The sequence below is a fragment of the Pseudomonas sp. K5002 genome (genome assembly GCF_013386655.1).
Classification (GTDB): domain Bacteria; phylum Pseudomonadota; class Gammaproteobacteria; order Pseudomonadales; family Pseudomonadaceae; genus Aquipseudomonas.
Genome location: NZ_JACARK010001140.1, coordinates 1 through 710 on the forward strand (window position 1 = coordinate 1; position 710 = coordinate 710).

The following is a 710-nucleotide window of genomic DNA, read 5'->3' on the forward strand; positions in this document are numbered from 1 at the left end:
GCGATCCTGCCGGCGGTGCGCAAGTTCGCCGAGCAGCTGGAGCGCCTGGAACTCGCCGTGGAAGAAGCGGTGGCGGGGCAGTCGGGGATGTTGACCATCGGCGCGATCTCCACGGCGATGTTTGATGTGCTGCCGGGGTTGATCGAGCAACTGAAGCTTGATTACCCGCAGCTCACGGTGTCGGTGCGGGAAATCGACAGCGTCGAGGCGTTGCCGGCGCTGGAGGTCGGGGATATCGACCTGGCGTTTGCCCGGCTGGATGGTGACCTTGGGGCTTCGGTGCAGTCATTGCCATTGACGGAGGACCGGCTGGTGGTGGCGCTGCCGGTGGATCATCCGTTGGCGAGTCGTACGCGGATCAGTTTGTCGAGCCTGGCGAATGAGCCGTTGGTGATGTTTTCGCGCAACGTCAGTCCGGTGTATTTCGACAATTTGATCGCTACCTGTCGTGCCAGCGGGTTTTCGCCTCGGGTGCTGCATGAAGTGCGGTCGGTGGCTTCGCAGATCGCGTTTGTCAGCTATGGGCAGGGTATTGCGTTGGTGCCGGCGTCGTTGAAGAAGCTGGCGCCGGCCAATGTGGTGTTTCGGGCGTTGAGCCAGAAGCTCAATGTGGTGACCACGGCCGTCGCCTGGAATACCCAGCGGCCGAACCCGGTGGTGGAGGCGGTGATCGCGCGGTTTCGCTAGGGGTTGGGGTTGAGTACATATCC

1 protein-coding gene is annotated in these 710 nt (G+C 62.4%); it reads left to right on the top strand.

The features are described from left to right. The coding region (locus HX846_RS34145) for a LysR family substrate-binding domain-containing protein (protein ID WP_178967143.1) at positions 1 to 687 on the top strand (687 nt) is incomplete at its 5' end. Positions 688 to 710 lie beyond the last annotated feature (23 nt).